Genomic DNA, 16464 nt, shown 5'->3' on the forward strand with positions numbered 1-16464 from the left:
AAAAGATTTAGAATACTAAGTGAACGCTATCGAAATAGACGGAAAAGATTCGGTTTACGCATTAACTTAATCGCTGCACTGGTAAACCGGATGAACTTGCAATAACGACTTTCGCAAGAGATCTAATAAGTTATCAAATTTAGTTATTGAAGCTCCAGTAGTAAATTCTTCATCTGCTAATTTAGAAAGTGATTACGGGAGTATATTGGCTGGTGATAATTTTTCTTATATTAAAGAAGAGAAAAAATATTTATATAATGCCAATATTAGGGAAAGTAACAGGAAAATTAATGACTATAAATTGATTTTAGATTCAGATTTAAAGTGCTTAACATTTACTCTAGGGTGTGAAAATATTAATTATAGAAATTTTCTTAAAAAATAATTTTTTAGATTGCTACATTATGGAGAATGTAGCAATCACCGACCTTATAAATTTTACCCTTCCAAAATCTCTTCCAACAACTCCTCACTCGGTGCAAAGTAATACGCACCATCCATTGGAGTCACGAAGTGTAGCAAGCGGTCATGGATCCCATCGCCTGATGTACCAAACATGCGCACTAACATGGCATCAATGATTTTCAGGTCTTTGGTATAAGCAATGAAGAATAGACCTTGGTCACCACGACCATCTCCATAAGGCAGAGAGTGACGTAGAATTTCCATTTCCTCGCCTCCCTCATCTTCAACGACAGTACGAGCGATATGTGCATTGGCAGGTTTTACCTCATCCTCGAGTTCAATCGATTCAAGTTTGGTACGACCCATCACTTGTTCTTGAGCATCGACTTTGAGTTTCTTCCATTTATCCAGGTTATGCGCATAACGCTGTGCAAAAATGAATGAACCATCCTGGAAAATGCCCGTATCTTCACCAAGTAAAGCCACTTCAGCTCGATCATCCGGGAATTGCGGATTTTCAGTCCCATCAATGAAACCGGTAATATCACGGCCATCAAAGTAACGGAAGCAAACACGCTCATCTAGTACTTCAACCTGATCGCGAATACCTTCAAAGAAAGACTGACTCAAGGCGAAACAGATATCGGCACGCGCACTGGCAATATGGATCAGCACATCTGCCGGTACCACAGGCATATTAAATGAACCTTGAATTGGCTCTAATTGTTTAAAACCAGCAGGTGCCTGTTCATACAATTTTGACCAGAGTTCAGGACCAAAAGCGACAGCCGTTTTAATTTGCGCATTCGGATGTTGGGTAATCAGGCGATCGCGTGTCGTAAATAGCTGTTTTAATCGTTCCTTAAAATCTTTGATACTGAGATTTTTCAGACGTAAAACAATAAAGCGAGCATGATCTGAAGGTAATGGCAAAATTACAGATTGGGCTGTCATTCATGGCTCCTGTAATAAATTTTCTGTATCCAATCCTGCTATTGTGCCTGAAGCGCTATAGAGTGAATAGTATGCAGTCTGATGTTTAAGCAATTTTTTTGGCTGAAAATATTGGAAAAGTCATATAATTAGATCCTGAATTTGAATGAGTTAAATCTCTATGTCCTATCAAGTCTGGTTTGCTTATATGTTAGCCTGTTGGGTGATCAGTATTTCCCCAGGTGCGGGTGCTATTGCTTCAATGTCGAGCGGACTGAATTACGGTTTCCGACATGGATACTGGAATGCGCTCGGCTTGCAACTCGCCCTATTGGTTCAAATTGCTATTGTGGCTGCCGGGGCAGGGGTATTGTTTGCGACTACACCTTGGGCATTTCTTGCAGTGAAATGGTTTGGGGTTGCCTATTTATTGTATCTGGCCTTTTTGCAGTGGAAAGCACCAGCGCAGTCGATTGAAATTAAACATGAACTCGCACGAAAATCAGCTGGGAAACTCGTCATCCACGGTTTTCTGGTCAATATGAGTAATCCCAAAGCGATTGTATTTTTGCTGGCAGTATTGCCGCAATTTCTGGACTTATCTAAACCGCAATGGATTCAATATGTGATTATGGCCGCGACTATGGTAACGATTGATCTGATCGTGATGGCAGGCTATACCGGTCTGGCTGCCAAGGTTCTGCGTCTTCTGAAATCGCCAAAACAGCAGAAAGTCATGAATCGAACTTTTGCCAGCTTGTTCGCTGGAGCTGCGTTTTTATTGAGTTTGGTGCATCAGTAGGGAAACCTCTCCTTAAAGGAGAGGAAATTTAACGATCTCTTAAAGAATCATCTGTAAAAATTCATCTTCAGTCATGACCTCCATACCATGCTGTTTAAGTAATGCTGCTGTGACCCCATCACCTTGAATTTTATTTCCAGTAAATGAACCATCATAAATCAGCTTGCTGCTACAAGAAGGGCTATGGGCTTTGAGGATGGCATGTGTCGCTTGAAATCTTTGGGCAAGATCTAAAGCGGCATAGGCACCTTTGATAAAGGCATCGGAAACATCTGTACCATTTATATCTATAACATGAGCTTGGTACAGCAGCACCTCTCGACCATCGCCAGATTGAATCTCTGCTGCGGGTCGAGGTATAGGCAAACCACCACTGACTTCAGGGCAAATCGTGACATATTGATCCGGCAATAAATAATCGACCAACTCTTTTACCAGACAGTCGCGACCATCATAACGAACCTTGTGTCCGAGCAAGCAGGCACTAATTAGATAAAATTTACCTGCCATGTCTTAAGCCAGTTTTTTAAACTTCTGTAGGATAAAAATAACGGCAAACAACACTGACATGGTCAGCACAATGGTCAGACCTGTTGACGTATTTAGACCTGCACTTGACCAGAGTCCGACTGTCACACCAATTTGTGCAATCACAAAAGCCCACATCACCATTTGACGAGGGGAATTTGCCAGTAGGCGAGCGGTGAGTGCTGGAATCACTAGTAAGGCACCCATCAAAAGAGAACCGACCGCACGTAATGCCAATACAGTAAACAGCGCCAGTAACAACATGAAGATCAGACGCTGCAGTTTTGCATTTACGCCTTCACTGATCGCCATATCAGGATCAATCGCAATTTGGATTTGCGCCTGCCAGCTTTTATAAAGAACGGCCAAAGCCAAGATAATCACGACGGCAAAAGTAGGAAGATCTGTCCATGAAATGGTGAGTAGATCACCAAATAAATAACTCAGCAGTTCCGGTCTTAAACTCGGTAAATGCTGAATGAATAATAAACCTGAACAGAGCAGGGTTGCTGAACAGAGTGCCAATAATGCATCATTCGGCAAACGCGGGTCATACAGTACCCATAGTACAGCGACCAATAAGACTGCGATAAAGCTGACCCCCATCCAAAGCGGCAGGCTCATCGCACCAGCAATGGCAACGCCAAGCAAAGTGCCATGTGCCATCGTATCTGCAAAGAAAGACATACGACGCCACAGCATCAGACAGCCGAGTGGTGCGGTCAGGAACACCAAGAGTGTTCCCATAATCCATGCAGGTAATAGGAGAGATAACCAATCCATCATGGCTTAAGCTTCCGGCTCGGGGTGAATGTGGGGACGTGAATCGTGCTGACAAGGTGTCGCGGAGTCACCATGGGCACAGTGGTCATGATGATGCTGGTAGAACACCCGGTTGGTACCAAAAATAGCTTGATATTCTGGATGCTGCTGCACACTTTCTGGCAGGCCGCTACAACAGATATGTTTATTCAGACAAACCACGCGATGTGTGCCTTGCATCACCCATTGCAGGTCATGCGAGACCATTAAAATGGCACAGCCATATTTTTCCGGCAGGCTACGCACATATTCATACAGTTCAGCCTCAGACTGAATATCTAGACCCTGCATCGGTTCATCCAGTACTAGAATATCCGGCTGACGTAATAAGGCGCGAGCCAACAACACACGTTGACGTTCACCGCCGGAAAGCTGTTGTACTTTAGAATTTTCCAGTTTGGCAATGCCGGTATCACGGATGATTTCTGCCTTAATATCTGCAGGGCATTTTTCTAGAGCTAACAAGTCTTTGACACGTAGTGGCAGACTATGTGAAGGATTGAATTTCTGTGGCACATAAGAGAATTTTAGCTTGCGCGCCGTTTTGATTTCACCGGATTTCGGTTTGACGATCCCAAGCATGACCTTTATTAAGGTCGACTTACCGGCACCGTTCGGACCAATCATCGTAACAATCTCTTTCTCCTGCAAAGAGAAATCAATGGCCTTTAAAATGTCACGATCATCAATATTGACCCAGATATTGGAAAGCTGGATCAAGGGAGATGTATTCAAGCTTTGTTGCGACACTGCTGACAGATTCCTGAAATTTCGATAATGCTGTGGTGTGCACTAAAATCGTCTGAAGCCGCCAAAGCATCCAGTTGTTCTAATAAACCTTGTGCAGATGCTTCTTTGACTGCTTTACATTCAGTACAAATCAAGAATGCCGCCTGATGACCTTCACGCGGATGGCAGCAGGGAATATAGGCATTAATAGAGGTCAGGCGGTGAATAAAGCCTTTTTCTAATAGAAAGTCGAGTGTACGGTATACCGTTGGTGGGGCAGCAGGACGGTCGCTGGCATTTTTCATTTGTGCCAGCAGATCATACGCACCCATCGGGCCGCTTGCATTCAGAATCAGTTCCAGTACCTCTTTGCGTAAAGGAGTGAGGCGTGCGCCACTTGCCGCACAAAGACTCTCTGCTTCGGCCAGACGTTGCGCGACATTTGGATGGTCGTGTACGCCGTGCAATGCATTGTGGTGTTCGTGCGAACATGAACCCATAGTTCACCTCAGGTGCGAAACTGAAAATTAAAAGATTTCAAATCTTAACATGAAGCGCCCAGAGTTTCGATTGGGCATAGGTATTTTTATAATTTTGTTATATTATAACACTATCAAATTTGTCCTTATATAGCGATTTCTTCATGTTCCGTTTCCTTGCCCTGTGTAGCTTGGCTTTGTTCAGTACCCTTAGCTGGTCGCAAAGTCTGGTGGTTTCAACGCAGCCGATTTATCTGATTGCCAAGACCATTACTCAAGGCGTGGAACAGCCGACTTTATTACTGGCCAATCAAAGCGGTCATGATGTCAGCCTCACCCCGGCACACCGTAAAACGATTCAGGATGCCGGCCTGGTGATCTGGTTGGGGCAGGCACATGAAGCACCGTTGGCAAAAGTGTTGAACAATAACAATAAAAGTATCGCGATTTTAGATTCGGGTATTCTGACCACTTTGCCAATGCGTAATCCACGTGGGCAAGCCTTAAAAGATACCGTCGATACCCATGTCTGGCTCGATCCCAACAATGCAGTGCGCATCGGTTTCTTCATTGCAGCCTTACGTTCTCAGCAGCTGCCTGAGCATCGGGAGGTCTATTGGAAAAATGCGCGTGACTTTGCCCAAACCATGTTTTTGACTGCACAGCGTTATAGTTCTACAAGTAAAGCTCAACCTTATTGGTCCTACCATGATGCCTATCAATATCTGGAACGCCCATTGAACCTGAAGTTCATGGGGGCTTTGACGGATGACCCACATGTGTCACCAACCGTGGCGCAGATCAAGTATCTGCAAGACAGTCGTGTGCAGAGCAAAATGTGTCTGCTGGCAGAAGCACATGCTGGTGAAAATCAGTACCGTAAACTGAAACCGATTGTGTTCCAGAGTGTCGATGAAAGCATGAGTGGGGCAGGGGACTTTATCCAGGCCTGGCAGAAATTGGCCGAGCAAACCCGTAAATGTGTGTTAAATGCCCATCAATGATTTAAAAATAATCAAGTTTTGATTAGTTTGCCAGCATTTGATCTGTTGAAAAAAACACGACTAAGGTCGGGAAAAGATTGCATGTTCAGGGGTGTAACTCTATAATGCCTGCGATTAAAAATAATCATCAGCTAAACTTGTCAAGCATGCTTGCTGTGAGTGAATAAATAATGAGCCGAACTAGTCGCTTGATTGACCGACGATTAGCGAAAGCTTTAGTCCTCTTACAAGCATTAATGATTCCTGTTTCAGCCTTGATTGGCTGGGTCGTGAAAGACTCAAACGTAGCCTTGAGTGCCGCTTTGGGGGCGTTCGTCTGCTGGTTTGCGAGTTGTTATTTTTCATGGCAATCATTTCGAGCGGCAGGAGCGCGGGCATCTAAGCAGGTTCTTTCGAACATGTATAAAGGCCTGATGGGCAAGTTTGCAATTGTGATTGTTGGTTTCATTTTAATTTTAAGCAATGTCAAGCCGTTATCCCCGGTTGCGTTGTTTTGTGGTTTTATGCTCGTTCAAGCCATGTCGTGGGTCGCTCCTTTTTGGGTGTCACGTCTACAAAAACGAGTTTAAACACAACAAAAAATTGAAAAGTTTTTTTAGGAGCAGGCGAGATATCAAGCAGCACGCGATATTCGTTTGTTCTATAGTTTTTTGACATTGACCAGGTGTGATTTATGGCTGCTGAAGAACATGCCCTTACTTCGACCGAGTATATCAAGCATCACTTGACCAATATGACCTATGGCAAAATGCCAGACGGTACATGGAAATTGGCCGAGAACGGTGCTGAAGCTCAACAGATGGGGTTCACTGCTATTCACTTGGATTCAATGGGTTGGTCAATCGGCCTTGGTATCATTTTCTGCTTGTTATTCTGGTTCGTAGCGAAAGCTGCAAACGCTGGTGTTCCTACCAAGTTCCAGTCTGCAATCGAAATGATTATCGAGTTTGTTGACTCAAGTGTACGCGATACCTTCCATGGTAAATCGCGTTTGATCGCTCCACTAGCGCTAACCATCTTCGTGTGGATTTTCCTCATGAACTTGATGGACCTTATCCCGGTTGACTGGATTCCTTATGTCGCTCAACACGTGATTGGTGGCCTGTTTGGTATTGATCCACACCACGTATACTTCAAGATCGTTCCATCTACTGACCCTAACATTACCCTTGGTATGTCATTGTCTGTATTTGCACTTATCTTGTTCTACAGCATCCGTGAAAAAGGTGTTGGCGGCTTCGTTGGTGAACTAGCACTTAACCCATTTAACCCAAGTAACCCAGTTGCAAAAGCGATCCTTATTCCAGTGAACTTGATTCTGGAATTGGTAACCTTCCTTGCACGTCCAGTTTCATTGGCTCTACGACTATTCGGTAACATGTATGCGGGTGAGTTAATCTTCATTCTTATCGCGTTATTACCGTTCTGGATCCAGTGGGCGTTATCTGTGCCTTGGGCGATCTTCCACATTCTTGTTATTACGCTACAAGCATTCATTTTCATGATGCTGACTATCGTATACTTGAGCATGGCAAGCGAAAAGCATTAATGGTATTGCCTAACTGTCACGGGATGGTTGGGCACAATTTTTTAACTTAATTTGGTATAAACCTAACCTCTGAGGAATTATCATGGAACTCACTTTAGGTCTAGTTGCAATTGCATCTGCTATCTTGATCGCTTTCGGTGCTTTAGGTACTGCGATTGGTTTTGGTCTTCTAGGCGGCCGTTTCCTTGAAGCTGTAGCTCGTCAACCAGAATTGGCTCCACAACTTCAAACTCGTATGTTCTTAATCGCGGGTCTTCTTGATGCTGTGCCTATGATCGGTGTTGGTATTGGCTTGTTCTTCATCTTCGCTAATCCATTTGTAGGTTAATCAGCTTAATTCCGAAATTCACTATTTGAGGAATTTGCAATGAATATCAACCTCACATTGTTTGGCCAAGCGATTGCGTTTGCGATTTTCGTCGCATTCTGCATGAAGTTTGTATGGCCACCACTAATCAATGCGATTAGTGAACGTCAGCGTAAAATCGCTGATGGCTTAAATGCTGCTGAAAAAGCGAAGGCTGACCTTGCAGATGCGCAAGCACAAGTGAAAGCTGAACTGGACGCGGCAAAAGCACAAGCGGCTCAATTGATCGAACAAGCGAACCGTCGTGCAGCGCAATTGGTCGAAGAAGCTCGTACCCAAGCGTCAGCTGAAGGTGAGCGTATTCGTCAACAAGCTAAAGAAGCTGTTGATACTGAAATCAATGCTGCTCGCGAAGAATTACGTCAACAAGTGGCTGCTCTTGCAGTTGCTGGTGCTGAGAAAATTCTTAGCCAGCAAGTTGACGCAGAAGCTCACAATGCCATGCTGACTCAGCTGGCTGCTAAACTTTAAGAGAGGCGGATTATGGCTGAACTCTTGACGTTGGCACGCCCTTACGCTAAAGCAGCATTTGCTTACGCTTCTGAGCAAGGTACAGCTGACTCTTGGTCAACTGCACTTGAATTGCTCAGTGCTGCGGTGCAAGACGAAGCATTTTCAGCTTATCTAAATCGCCCTGAGTTGACACCTGCTGAGCAGGTGGCACTTTTTGCTAAAGTTTTAGGCGAAGACCAAACGCCTGCAGTGTCAAACTTTTTGACTATGCTTGCTGAAAACGCACGTTTGGCTTTGCTTCCTGAAATCGCTGCAGAATATGAACAGCTCAAATCACAGAATAACAATACTGTGGATGTTGTAATTGAATCAGCATTCCCATTGACTTCTGTACAGGAACAACTTCTTACTCATGCGTTAGAGAAAAAATTCAATGCAGCAGTAAACGTTTCTGTAGAAGTTAACCCGGCGTTAATCGCGGGTGTGGTTATTCGTGCAGGCGACCAAGTGATAGATGATTCTGCGCTTAATAAGCTTGAAAAAATGCGTACTCGTCTTCTAGCTTAATTGCATATAAGAAGACTGAACTTTAAAAAGATTGAGGTATAGCGCAATGCAACAACTGAATCCATCCGAGATCAGTGCGCTCATTAAACAGCGTATCGGCGATCTGGACACCAGCGCGACCGCTAAAAACGAAGGTACCATTGTTATGGTATCCGACGGTATTGTGCGCATTCACGGCCTTGCTGATGCAATGTACGGTGAAATGATCGAATTCGACGGCGGCTTATACGGTATGGCACTGAACCTAGAACAGGATTCAGTGGGCGTCGTTGTTTTAGGTAACTACTTAAGCCTTCAAGAAGGTCAAAAAGCTCGTTGTACAGGTCGTGTATTAGAAGTTCCGGTTGGTCCTGAACTTCTTGGCCGTGTCGTAGATGCTTTGGGTAACCCGATTGATGGTAAAGGCCCTATTGATGCAAAACTTTCTGATGCTGTTGAAAAAGTAGCACCAGGCGTAATTTGGCGTCAATCAGTGGATCAACCTGTACAAACTGGTTATAAATCAGTAGATACAATGATCCCAGTAGGCCGTGGTCAACGTGAGTTGATCATTGGTGACCGTCAGACTGGTAAAACAGCTATGGCGATCGACGCGATCATCGCTCAGAAAAACTCTGGCATTAAATGTATCTACGTTGCAGTTGGTCAAAAACAATCAACTATCGCAAACGTAGTACGTAAGCTAGAAGAAACTGGCGCTATGGCGTATACAACTGTTGTAGCAGCAGCTGCAGCCGATCCAGCAGCAATGCTGTTCTTGGCTCCATACTCTGGCTGTACAATGGGTGAATACTTCCGTGACCGCGGTGAAGACGCTCTGATCATCTATGATGACTTGTCTAAACAAGCTGTTGCTTACCGTCAAATTTCATTGCTTCTTCGTCGTCCACCAGGTCGTGAAGCTTATCCAGGTGACGTGTTCTATCTACATTCACGTCTACTTGAACGTGCTTCTCGTGTATCTGCTGACTACGTTGAGAAATTCACTAACGGTGAAGTTAAAGGCCAAACTGGTTCATTAACTGCATTGCCGATTATTGAAACTCAAGCAGGTGACGTATCTGCATTCGTACCAACCAACGTAATTTCGATTACTGACGGTCAGATCTTCCTTGAAACATCATTGTTCAACGCAGGTATTCGTCCTGCTGTGAACGCGGGTATCTCTGTATCTCGTGTTGGTGGTTCTGCGCAGACTAAAGTCATCAAGAAATTGTCTGGTGGTATCCGTACTGCACTTGCACAGTACCGTGAATTGGCAGCGTTTGCTCAGTTCGCTTCTGACCTTGACGAAGCAACTCGTAAACAGCTTGAACACGGTCAACGCGTAACTGAGCTTATGAAGCAAAAACAATATGCTCCATACTCAATCGCTGACCAAGCTGTATCAGTTTATGCATCTAACGAAGGCTACATGGCTGACGTAGAAGTTAAGAAAATCGTAGACTTTGACGCTGCGTTAATTGCTTACTTCCGTTCAGAACACGCTGCGTTAATGCAAAAAATTGACGAGACTGGTGCTTGGGATAAAGATATCGAAGCTGAATTCAAAGCTGGTATTGAAAAATTCAAAGCGACTCAAACTTACTAATTTAGCAACTTGCTAGATTGGTGTTGGTTTGGTTCACGGAATCAACCTTCGAGGGCTCGTAAGGGCCTTCGAATACTAGGTTAAGCGTATGGCAAATTTAAAAGAAATTCGCGCCAAAGTAGCTAGTATCAAAAGCACGCAGAAAATTACTCGCGCGATGCAGATGGTAGCAGCTTCTAAGATGCGTCGTGCGCAAGAGCGCATGGCTCAAGGCCGTCCGTATGCCGAAAATATGCACCGTGTAATTGCTCATTTGGTACAAGCGAATCCTGAATATAAACACCGTTATATGGTTGAACGTCCTGTTAAGCGCGTTGGCTATATCATTGTGTCTTCAGATCGTGGCCTTGCTGGTGGTTTGAACATTAACCTGTTCAAGAAAGTGGTAAAACACGTTCAACAGCAACAAGAGCAGTCAATTGAAGTTCAATTTGCTTTGATTGGTCAAAAAGCGGTTTCGTTTTTTAAAAACTACGGCGGTAAAGTGCTTGGTGCGACCACTCAAGTGGGCGACACTCCAAGTCTTGAACAGTTATCTGGTTCTGTACAGGTGATGTTAGACGCTTATGATAAAGGCGAATTAGATCGTATTTATCTGGTTTCTAACGGCTTTGTCAACGCCATGACTCAAAACCAAAAGATCGAACAGCTTGTTCCTTTAGCAGCTGCTGAAGAAGACAAGACGCTTAACCGTCAATACGGTTGGGACTACATCTACGAGCCTGAAGCTGAAGAGCTTTTAAATGGCTTGTTGGTTCGTTACATCGAGTCTGTGGTGTATCAAGGTGTGATCGAAAACATCGCGTGTGAGCAGTCTGCTCGTATGGTTGCAATGAAAGCTGCAACTGATAACGCGGGTGAATTGATCAAGAACCTGCAACTTATTTATAACAAGCTGCGTCAAGCCGCGATTACTCAGGAAATTTCTGAGATCGTTGGTGGTGCCGCTGCCGTTTAACATATATTAGTTTGAATTGAGGAGACAGCAATGAGTAGCGGTCGTATCATTCAGATCATCGGCGCGGTTATCGACGTCGAGTTTGAACGTAACAGCGTTCCTAAGATCTATGACGCTCTCCAAGTTGACGGTACTGAAACTACATTAGAAGTTCAGCAACAACTTGGTGATGGCGTAGTTCGTACTATTGCAATGGGTTCTACTGAAGGCCTTAAGCGTGGTTTGAACGTAACTAACACTAACGCTCCGATCTCTGTACCAGTAGGTACAGCGACTCTTGGCCGTATCATGGACGTTCTTGGTCGCCCGATCGACGAAGCTGGTCCTGTTGCGACTGAAGAGCGTTTACCAATTCACCGTCAAGCGCCTTCTTATGCAGAACAAGCGGCTTCTACTGACCTTCTAGAAACTGGTATTAAAGTCATCGACTTACTATGCCCGTTCGCGAAAGGTGGTAAAGTTGGTCTGTTCGGTGGTGCCGGTGTTGGTAAAACTGTAAACATGATGGAGTTGATCAACAACATCGCTAAAGCTCACTCAGGTTTATCTGTGTTCGCTGGTGTTGGTGAGCGTACTCGTGAAGGTAATGACTTCTATCACGAAATGAAAGACTCTAACGTTCTAGACAAAGTAGCAATGGTCTACGGTCAGATGAACGAGCCACCAGGTAACCGTTTACGCGTAGCGTTGACTGGTTTGACTATGGCTGAGTACTTCCGTGATCAAAAAGACGAAAACGGTAAAGGCCGTGACGTACTATTGTTCGTCGACAACATCTATCGTTATACACTAGCGGGTACTGAAGTATCAGCACTTCTAGGCCGTATGCCATCTGCAGTAGGTTACCAACCGACTCTTGCAGAAGAGATGGGTGTTCTTCAAGAACGTATTACATCGACTAAGTCTGGTTCTATTACGTCAATCCAAGCGGTATACGTACCTGCCGATGACTTAACAGATCCATCGCCTGCAACTACGTTCGCTCACTTGGACGCAACTGTTGTATTGAGCCGTGACATCGCTTCTCAAGGTATTTACCCTGCGATCGATCCACTTGACTCTACTTCACGTCAGCTAGATCCACTTGTAGTTGGTACTGAGCATTATGAAATCGCTCGTTCAGTTCAAAACGTTCTTCAACGTTATAAGGAATTGAAAGACATTATCGCAATTCTTGGTATGGACGAATTGTCAGAAGAAGACAAACTTACTGTATACCGTGCACGTAAGATCCAGCGTTTCTTCTCTCAACCGTTCCACGTAGCTGAAGTGTTTACTGGTGCTCCTGGTAAACTTGTACCGCTTAAAGAAACAATTCGTGGTTTTAAAGGTCTTCTAGCTGGTGAATACGATCACATCCCAGAACAAGCGTTCTACATGGTTGGTGGTATTGACGAAGTGATTGCTAAAGCTGAGAAACTTTAATTAGTTCCCTAATTTAGGAGATTCTCATGGCGACTATGCAATGTGACGTTGTAAGTGTTCAAGAGTCTTTGTACTCAGGCACTGTAACTATGCTAATTGCTAAAGGTGCTGGCGGTGAGTTAGGTATTATGCCTGGTCACGCTCCGCTGGTAACTTTGCTCCAACCTGGCGCGATCCGCGTTATTTTGGAAAACGGTACAGAAGAATTAATCTATGTATCTGGTGGTGTTCTAGAAGTTCAACCGCATGTTGTTACGGTTCTTGCTGATACAGCAGTCCGTGCAGAAAACTTGGATGAAGCGGCAATTATTGAAGCGCGTAAACACGCTGAACAATTGCTAGCAAATCAAAAGAGCGATTTGGACTCTGCTGCTGCTTTGGCTGCTCTTGCAGAAACTGCTGCTCAGCTGGAAACGATCCGCAAAATCAAAAACCGCGCAATGTAATTGCTGGTTTAAGATTGAAAATACCACCCGAAAGGGTGGTTTTTTTATGGGTTTAATTTTTTCTATGTTTATGTTGATAAATATTCTCATAGAAAAAGATTAAGTCTTTTGATCTGCCATAATTATTGTCAGTACCGAATGTTGCAACAACATATAAAAAACCAAATCTTTCTAATTCAGATGCTGAAAAATTACATTCTTCATTTTTAAGGTGATAATTTTTATTAGTTTTATTTTTTTCAAAGGCTATATATGCCTTTTCTAAGCCTTCTAATAAAAAAGAAGTGAAGTGAGGAATAATATGAGCATATCTGAGAAAATTTGCTCTATTAATTTCCTTTACATCATATAAAAGAGCAAGTCGAGCAAGCATTTTGGATTGATGCACTAAATAAGTTTTATCTAATGCATTGAGTAGCTCACCACCTATTTCTAAGTTATTTTGATCCTTGAAGATTTTTAGTAATGTGCCTGATGCCAAGCTTTCTCCTTCTTTTATAAATTCCAGGATATTTTTCAGTTTTTGCTTTTCGTTATAATTCCTAAAAGCTTGATAAATTGCTAAACCTGATGATGCTATTGGAAAAGCCTTTACAATTTCTTGAAAAATAGTATTGGTCGTTTCTAAAACTGCATTATCAAAATAGTTTTCTGCTGTTTGAATAATAGTAGATGTTATTTGACTCATGATTAATTTTCTTTTATCCGCTATATAGATAATGTACTACACACCTGAAAATTTGAAATTTATATTTTTTAGCATCACCTTAGAATAGCTGGTTTGGATTGTTTGTTTTAACTTGGAATTTTTGGAAGTATGAATGTTGAAAGTATCAGTTTTAGTATTTCTGGTTCTTAAATAACTTTCACTTTGTACCACTCGATATAACTTTTACCTGCGCTGCGTAATCTTTTGAACCAATCTGTAAGCAAAGTCATAGTCAGAAAAAAACAATGCTAAGTTGATATAGCGTCTTTAAGCTTTCCAGATTTATTTAGTAAAAAGCTTCACGGTTCTACTACCTCTGTCACGACGCGAATCACGTTGTTATCCATTTATAAAAATTGAATTGGCCAAGCAGGGATCTAATTATGAGTTATCAATCCGTTAACCCCTTTAACAACCAGAAATTAAAAGATTATCCGTCACATACTGATCAAGATATCCAGAATGCCTTGGATACCGCAGAAAAAATCCTGAAGTCGGATTGGACTCAACAAGTAGATACCCGAATTGAGGTACTTTGTAAACTGGCAAGCAACATGCGGGAACGCAAGTCAGAACTGGCTAAAATCATGACGCTGGATATGGGCAAGCTGATCAAGCAGAGTGAAGGCGAGATCGAAAGCTGTGCCAAAATTGCTGAGTATTATGCAGACCATGCCAAAGAGTTTTTAGCGCCAGTTTCTTATGAAACGGAACTAGGAGAAGCATGGGTAGAGCATCATCCCTTAGGCATTATTATGGCGGTAGAACCCTGGAACTTCCCATTCTATCAATTGATGCGTGTCTTTGCCCCAAACTGTGCGATTGGCAACCCTGTGGTAGCCAAGCATGCCAGCATCGTTCCGCAATGTGCTGAAGCCTTTGAACAGTTGATTCTGGATGCAGGCGCACCGAAAGGTGTATGGACTAACCTATTTATTAGTAGTGATCAGGTCGCTGATATTATCGCAGATCCACGTGTACAAGGCGTTGCTCTTACGGGATCAGAAGGCGCAGGGCGTGCAGTAGCGGGGCAGGCCGGTAAACATGTCACCAAATCCACATTAGAATTGGGCGGTAATGATGTATTCATTGTGCTGGATGATGCTGATCTGGAAAAAGCGATCAAAATTGGCTGTCAGGCACGCGTTAATAACACGGGGCAAGTTTGTACAGCAGCTAAACGTTTTATCCTGCATGAGAAAATTGCAGAACAATTTAAAGCGGGCATGCTCGAGGTCTTTGAAGGCTTAAAAATTGGTGATCCATTGGATTCTGAAACTACTCTTGGCCCACTGTCTTCGGCAGATGCGTTGGAAAAACTGACCAAGCAGGTGGATAAAGCTGTAGAGAATGGCGCGAAAGTTTTGACTGGTGGTAAGCCTTATGAACATGAAGGTAATTTCTATCAGCCAACTATTCTGGAAAATATCAGCCGTGATAATCCGGCCTGGTACGAAGAATTCTTTGGCCCGGTCGCTCAAATTTATGTGGCAAAAGATGAAGATGAAATTGTATCAATTGCCAATGATTCCAATTATGGCCTCGGCGGCGTGATTCATTCACAAAATATTGAGCGGGCGAAAAAGCTGGCTTCACGTGTAGAAACCGGCATGATCTGGATCAACTGGTATACCGATACTGCGCCAGAGCTGCCATTTGGTGGGATCAAAAATTCGGGTTATGGTCATGAACTTTCAAGCGATGGTTTCAAAGAATTTGTACAGAAACGATTGGTAGTGGTGAAAAGCCCAAAAAAATAATATTTAATTTTTATAATAAAGAAGCCACTTAAGCAGTGGCTTCTTTTTGAACGAGATATAAGCGTAAATCAGGTGTTTTCTGTTTCAGCTTCTGATGAAGCGTCTTTATCTGAATTTTGAATCAGCATGCCTGCCAGTTTAAGCATTTCAGCTTGCACACTGACCATCTGACTTTCAATTTTCTTTAAATCAACCTGGCTGAAATCGACTTGGCCATTCAGTAAAGGAGAAGCCAGAACCTGTTGATTGGCACTCATGATATTGCTACGTACCTGATCAATTTCCTGACTTTTTAAATTCAGTTCACTTAAGGCCTGATTAAAGCCTGTCAACTGTTGTTGTAACTTGCCTGCTGTAGCTTGCAGTTGCTGGGTATCTTTAGTATCTACCGCAGTTTGCAGATCAGTTTGGGTCTGTTTTAACTGTTCAACATAATTGCCCGCCTTGAATTGCAGATCAGCCACATCACGCACCATATAAAACATATTGCCAGACTTCAGCTCTGTTTGCGCAGTCGTCGTGCGATCACTTTGCTGTACAGGTTCAAGATCAGTAGAAAGCGTACTTTGTTCTTGCTCGACCGGTGCTTCGGTCGCCTGTTCACAGCCCATTAATAAAACGCCTGAGCTAAATAGGGCAAAAGGAAGAAGAGCATTTACAAGAATCTTGGACATGAAATCGTGGTCTCGGAGCAGGTGGTTCTAATGCATGACTATAAGAATAAAATGTGGAGATAAAAAAGATTGTTGCAAAGTCATAACAAATATTTTGAATACAAATGATTAAGACATTAAAAAAGAGTGCCGAAGCACCACTGCTGTCCCATAGTTTGCTTTAAATAAAAAAACCTGAGTCCTAACAGTTAAAATATGAGTGCAAACAAACACTTTAACGACCAGGATTCAGGTTTTGTCACATCAGAATACCGTATTTCATG

Annotated in this window: 19 protein-coding genes and 1 pseudogene; 13 read left to right on the forward strand and 7 right to left on the reverse strand. The window is 43.2% G+C overall.

What is annotated here, in order from left to right:
• Nucleotides 1–105: pseudogene (locus tag ACEWB7_RS14945) on the forward strand (IS5/IS1182 family transposase); the annotation flags it as partial.
• 333 nt (nt 106–438) lie between these two features.
• On the opposite strand, the gene ACEWB7_RS14950 reads toward ACEWB7_RS14945, so the two are convergent.
• Entirely contained in the window at nt 439–1359 is a 921-nt protein-coding gene (locus ACEWB7_RS14950; RefSeq protein WP_312310215.1) for a Dyp-type peroxidase, read from the reverse strand.
• Between the two features lie 160 nt (nt 1360–1519).
• Here ACEWB7_RS14950 and ACEWB7_RS14955 point away from each other — a divergent pair, with 160 nt between their 5' ends.
• The gene (locus ACEWB7_RS14955) at nt 1520–2140 is read left to right on the forward strand and encodes a LysE family transporter (RefSeq protein ID WP_125279444.1); all 621 of its coding nucleotides are present in this window, start codon (nt 1520–1522) and stop codon (nt 2138–2140) included.
• 39 nt (nt 2141–2179) lie between these two features.
• On the opposite strand, the gene ACEWB7_RS14960 is transcribed toward ACEWB7_RS14955, so the two are convergent.
• Genes ACEWB7_RS14960 through ACEWB7_RS14975 form a run of 4 tightly spaced genes read right to left on the reverse strand, consistent with a single transcriptional unit; the run spans nt 2180 to nt 4719 of the window.
• Nucleotides 2180–2650 carry a DUF523 domain-containing protein gene (locus ACEWB7_RS14960; protein ID WP_159124350.1) on the reverse strand — a complete coding sequence of 157 codons (471 nt, stop codon included), beginning with the start codon at nt 2648–2650 and terminating at the stop codon, nt 2180–2182.
• Nucleotides 2651–2653: 3 nt separating this feature from the next.
• Nucleotides 2654–3454: a zinc ABC transporter permease subunit ZnuB gene (znuB, locus tag ACEWB7_RS14965; RefSeq protein ID WP_125279446.1), complete on the reverse strand. Its 801-nt coding sequence runs from the start codon at nt 3452–3454 to the stop codon at nt 2654–2656.
• Nucleotides 3455–3457: 3 nt separating this feature from the next.
• A complete protein-coding gene (gene znuC, locus ACEWB7_RS14970) occupies nt 3458–4240 on the reverse strand; it encodes a zinc ABC transporter ATP-binding protein ZnuC (protein ID WP_034705181.1) in 783 nt (260 codons plus the stop codon).
• Nucleotides 4222–4719: a transcriptional repressor gene (locus ACEWB7_RS14975; protein ID WP_005233384.1), complete on the reverse strand. Its 498-nt coding sequence runs from the start codon at nt 4717–4719 to the stop codon at nt 4222–4224. The genes znuC and ACEWB7_RS14975 overlap by 19 nt, the downstream gene beginning before the upstream one ends.
• A 143-nt stretch (nt 4720–4862) precedes the next feature.
• Between ACEWB7_RS14975 and ACEWB7_RS14980 the strand changes: the two genes are divergently transcribed.
• From ACEWB7_RS14980 to ACEWB7_RS15025, 10 genes are all read left to right on the forward strand, one after another.
• Nucleotides 4863–5702: a metal ABC transporter solute-binding protein, Zn/Mn family gene (locus tag ACEWB7_RS14980; RefSeq protein WP_159124347.1), complete on the forward strand. Its 840-nt coding sequence runs from the start codon at nt 4863–4865 to the stop codon at nt 5700–5702.
• 170 nt (nt 5703–5872) lie between these two features.
• The gene (locus ACEWB7_RS14985; RefSeq protein ID WP_125279448.1) at nt 5873–6271 is read left to right on the forward strand and encodes an ATP synthase subunit I; all 399 of its coding nucleotides are present in this window, start codon (nt 5873–5875) and stop codon (nt 6269–6271) included.
• 104 nt (nt 6272–6375) lie between these two features.
• Nucleotides 6376–7251, forward strand: coding sequence for a F0F1 ATP synthase subunit A (gene atpB / locus ACEWB7_RS14990; protein WP_034705175.1), 876 nt, complete (start codon nt 6376–6378; stop codon nt 7249–7251).
• 82 nt (nt 7252–7333) lie between these two features.
• A complete protein-coding gene (atpE, locus tag ACEWB7_RS14995) occupies nt 7334–7579 on the forward strand; it encodes a F0F1 ATP synthase subunit C (protein WP_000424060.1) in 246 nt (81 codons plus the stop codon).
• Between the two features lie 39 nt (nt 7580–7618).
• Entirely contained in the window at nt 7619–8089 is a 471-nt protein-coding gene (locus ACEWB7_RS15000) for a F0F1 ATP synthase subunit B (protein WP_004780703.1), read from the forward strand.
• Between the two features lie 12 nt (nt 8090–8101).
• Nucleotides 8102–8638 carry a F0F1 ATP synthase subunit delta gene (locus ACEWB7_RS15005; protein WP_004780705.1) on the forward strand — a complete coding sequence of 179 codons (537 nt, stop codon included), beginning with the start codon at nt 8102–8104 and terminating at the stop codon, nt 8636–8638.
• A 46-nt stretch (nt 8639–8684) separates the two neighbouring features.
• Entirely contained in the window at nt 8685–10229 is a 1545-nt protein-coding gene (gene atpA, locus ACEWB7_RS15010; protein ID WP_004780707.1) for a F0F1 ATP synthase subunit alpha, read from the forward strand.
• A gap of 88 nt (nt 10230–10317) precedes the next feature.
• Nucleotides 10318–11187: a F0F1 ATP synthase subunit gamma gene (gene atpG / locus ACEWB7_RS15015; RefSeq protein ID WP_004780708.1), complete on the forward strand. Its 870-nt coding sequence runs from the start codon at nt 10318–10320 to the stop codon at nt 11185–11187.
• Nucleotides 11188–11217: 30 nt separating this feature from the next.
• Entirely contained in the window at nt 11218–12612 is a 1395-nt protein-coding gene (gene atpD / locus ACEWB7_RS15020; RefSeq protein WP_004780710.1) for a F0F1 ATP synthase subunit beta, read from the forward strand.
• A gap of 26 nt (nt 12613–12638) precedes the next feature.
• Nucleotides 12639–13058, forward strand: coding sequence for a F0F1 ATP synthase subunit epsilon (locus ACEWB7_RS15025; protein WP_004780711.1), 420 nt, complete (start codon nt 12639–12641; stop codon nt 13056–13058).
• Between the two features lie 52 nt (nt 13059–13110).
• Here the strand turns inward: ACEWB7_RS15025 and ACEWB7_RS15030 are convergent, their stop codons facing one another.
• On the reverse strand, nt 13111–13746 hold the full coding sequence (locus ACEWB7_RS15030; protein ID WP_411580927.1) for a hypothetical protein: 636 nt from the start codon (nt 13744–13746) through the stop codon (nt 13111–13113).
• Nucleotides 13747–14150: 404 nt separating this feature from the next.
• Between ACEWB7_RS15030 and ACEWB7_RS15035 the strand changes: the two genes are divergently transcribed.
• The gene (locus tag ACEWB7_RS15035; RefSeq protein ID WP_125279450.1) at nt 14151–15527 is read left to right on the forward strand and encodes an NAD-dependent succinate-semialdehyde dehydrogenase; all 1377 of its coding nucleotides are present in this window, start codon (nt 14151–14153) and stop codon (nt 15525–15527) included.
• A gap of 68 nt (nt 15528–15595) precedes the next feature.
• Here the strand turns inward: ACEWB7_RS15035 and ACEWB7_RS15040 are convergent, their stop codons facing one another.
• Nucleotides 15596–16201, reverse strand: coding sequence for a hypothetical protein (locus ACEWB7_RS15040; RefSeq protein ID WP_125279451.1), 606 nt, complete (start codon nt 16199–16201; stop codon nt 15596–15598).
• Between the last annotated feature and the right edge of the window lie 263 nt (nt 16202–16464).

Source organism: Acinetobacter sp. NIOH-H-8, assembly GCF_046635365.1.
Taxonomy (GTDB): Bacteria; Pseudomonadota; Gammaproteobacteria; order Pseudomonadales; family Moraxellaceae; genus Acinetobacter.